The following is a 1,357-nucleotide window of genomic DNA, read 5'->3' on the forward strand; positions in this document are numbered from 1 at the left end:
GCCAGCTGATTCCTAATGCCGTCTGTCAAGCGGCGAGAGCGGTGGGCGGCGTGACTTCGTAGCGCCGTCCGTCGCGCAGAAGGGCCCAGAGGACGTTGACGCGGCGGCGGGCGAGAGCGAGCACGGCCTGAGTGTGGCGCTTGCCCTCGGCGCGTTTGCGGTCGTAGAAGCGGCGCGACTCCTCGCTGTGCCGGATGCTGAACAACGCCGAGCTGTAGAAGACTCTCTGCAGGCGGCGGTTGTAGCGCTGCGGGCGTCGCAGGTTGCCGCTGATCTTCCCCGAGTCGCGGGGCACTGGCGCGACGCCGCCGAAGCCGGCGAGTCGGTCGGCCGTGCCGAAGGCCTCCATGTCACCGCCAGTGGCGGCCAGGAACTCGGCGCCGAGGATGATGCCCAGGCCGGGCATGCTGGTGATCACTTCGAAGTCGCGGTGCTGGCGAAACCGGGCCTCGATGAGCTTGTCGAGCTCGGCGACCTGCTGATTGAGGGCCGTCACCTCCTTCGCCAGCGTGTGCACCAGCTGGGCGGTCAGCTTCTCTCCAGGGAGGCTAGTGTGCTGGCGCTCGGCGGCCTGGAGGGCGGTCTCGGCCAGCTGATCGGCGTTGCGAGCGCTGCGATTGCGCAGCCAGGTCACAAGGCGCTTGGTGCCGATCCGGCGGAGGGCGGCCGGGGTCTGGTAGCCGGTCAGCAGGGTGAGCGGGCCGGTCTTGGTCAGGTCCAGGGCCCGCTCCAGGCCGGGGAAGACACTGGTGAGCTGGGCGCGAAGCCGGTTGACGGTGCGGGTGCGGTCGGCGACCAGGTCCATGCGGCGGCCCGTGAGGATCTTGAGGTCGGTGACGGTCTCGTCGCCGGTGCGTAAGGGGTGCAGATCACGGCGGATGCGGGTCTGGTCTGCGATGACGGCGGCGTCCTTGGCGTCGGTCTTGCCCTCGCCGCGGTAGCCCTCGGAGGCGCGGTGGATGGCCCGGCCGGAGAGGTAGAGCACCGGCTGGTCGTGGTTGAGGAGGATCGCGATGGCCAGGGCGGCTCCGCCATCGGCCAGGTCGATCCTCCAGGTCACCTCATCACCCAAGTCCAGTACGTCGGCGAGAAGTTGGAGGAGCTCGGGTTCATCGTTGGCGACGCGTCGCGACAGCAGCCGACGGCCGCTCTCGTCGATCGCGACGCAGTGGTGGTGGGTCTTGCCGGCGTCGATGCCGGCCCAGATATCGGCCATGTGATGCCTCCGTGCGGTGGTGTTGCTGGTGCTTCCCGACGGACGACCTCGCTGTCGATTCCCTACGGAGCGATCATTCGCAATTCCTAATTGGCAGCCGAGTCGTCGTGGGGCGCCGGGCGGCCAATCAGTTGAAGCCAC

1 protein-coding gene is annotated in these 1,357 nt (G+C 68.6%); it reads right to left on the reverse strand.

The annotated features are described in order from the left end of the window. Positions 1–25 precede the first annotated feature (25 nt). Positions 26–1,216, reverse strand: a complete 1,191-nt coding sequence (locus tag ACTWQR_RS55690) for an IS110 family transposase (protein ID WP_443235009.1) — start codon at positions 1,214–1,216, stop codon at positions 26–28. Between the last annotated feature and the right edge of the window lie 141 nt (positions 1,217–1,357).

The sequence above is a fragment of the Streptomyces sp. 2A115 genome (assembly GCF_052245575.1).
Taxonomy (GTDB): Bacteria; Actinomycetota; Actinomycetes; order Streptomycetales; family Streptomycetaceae; genus Streptomyces.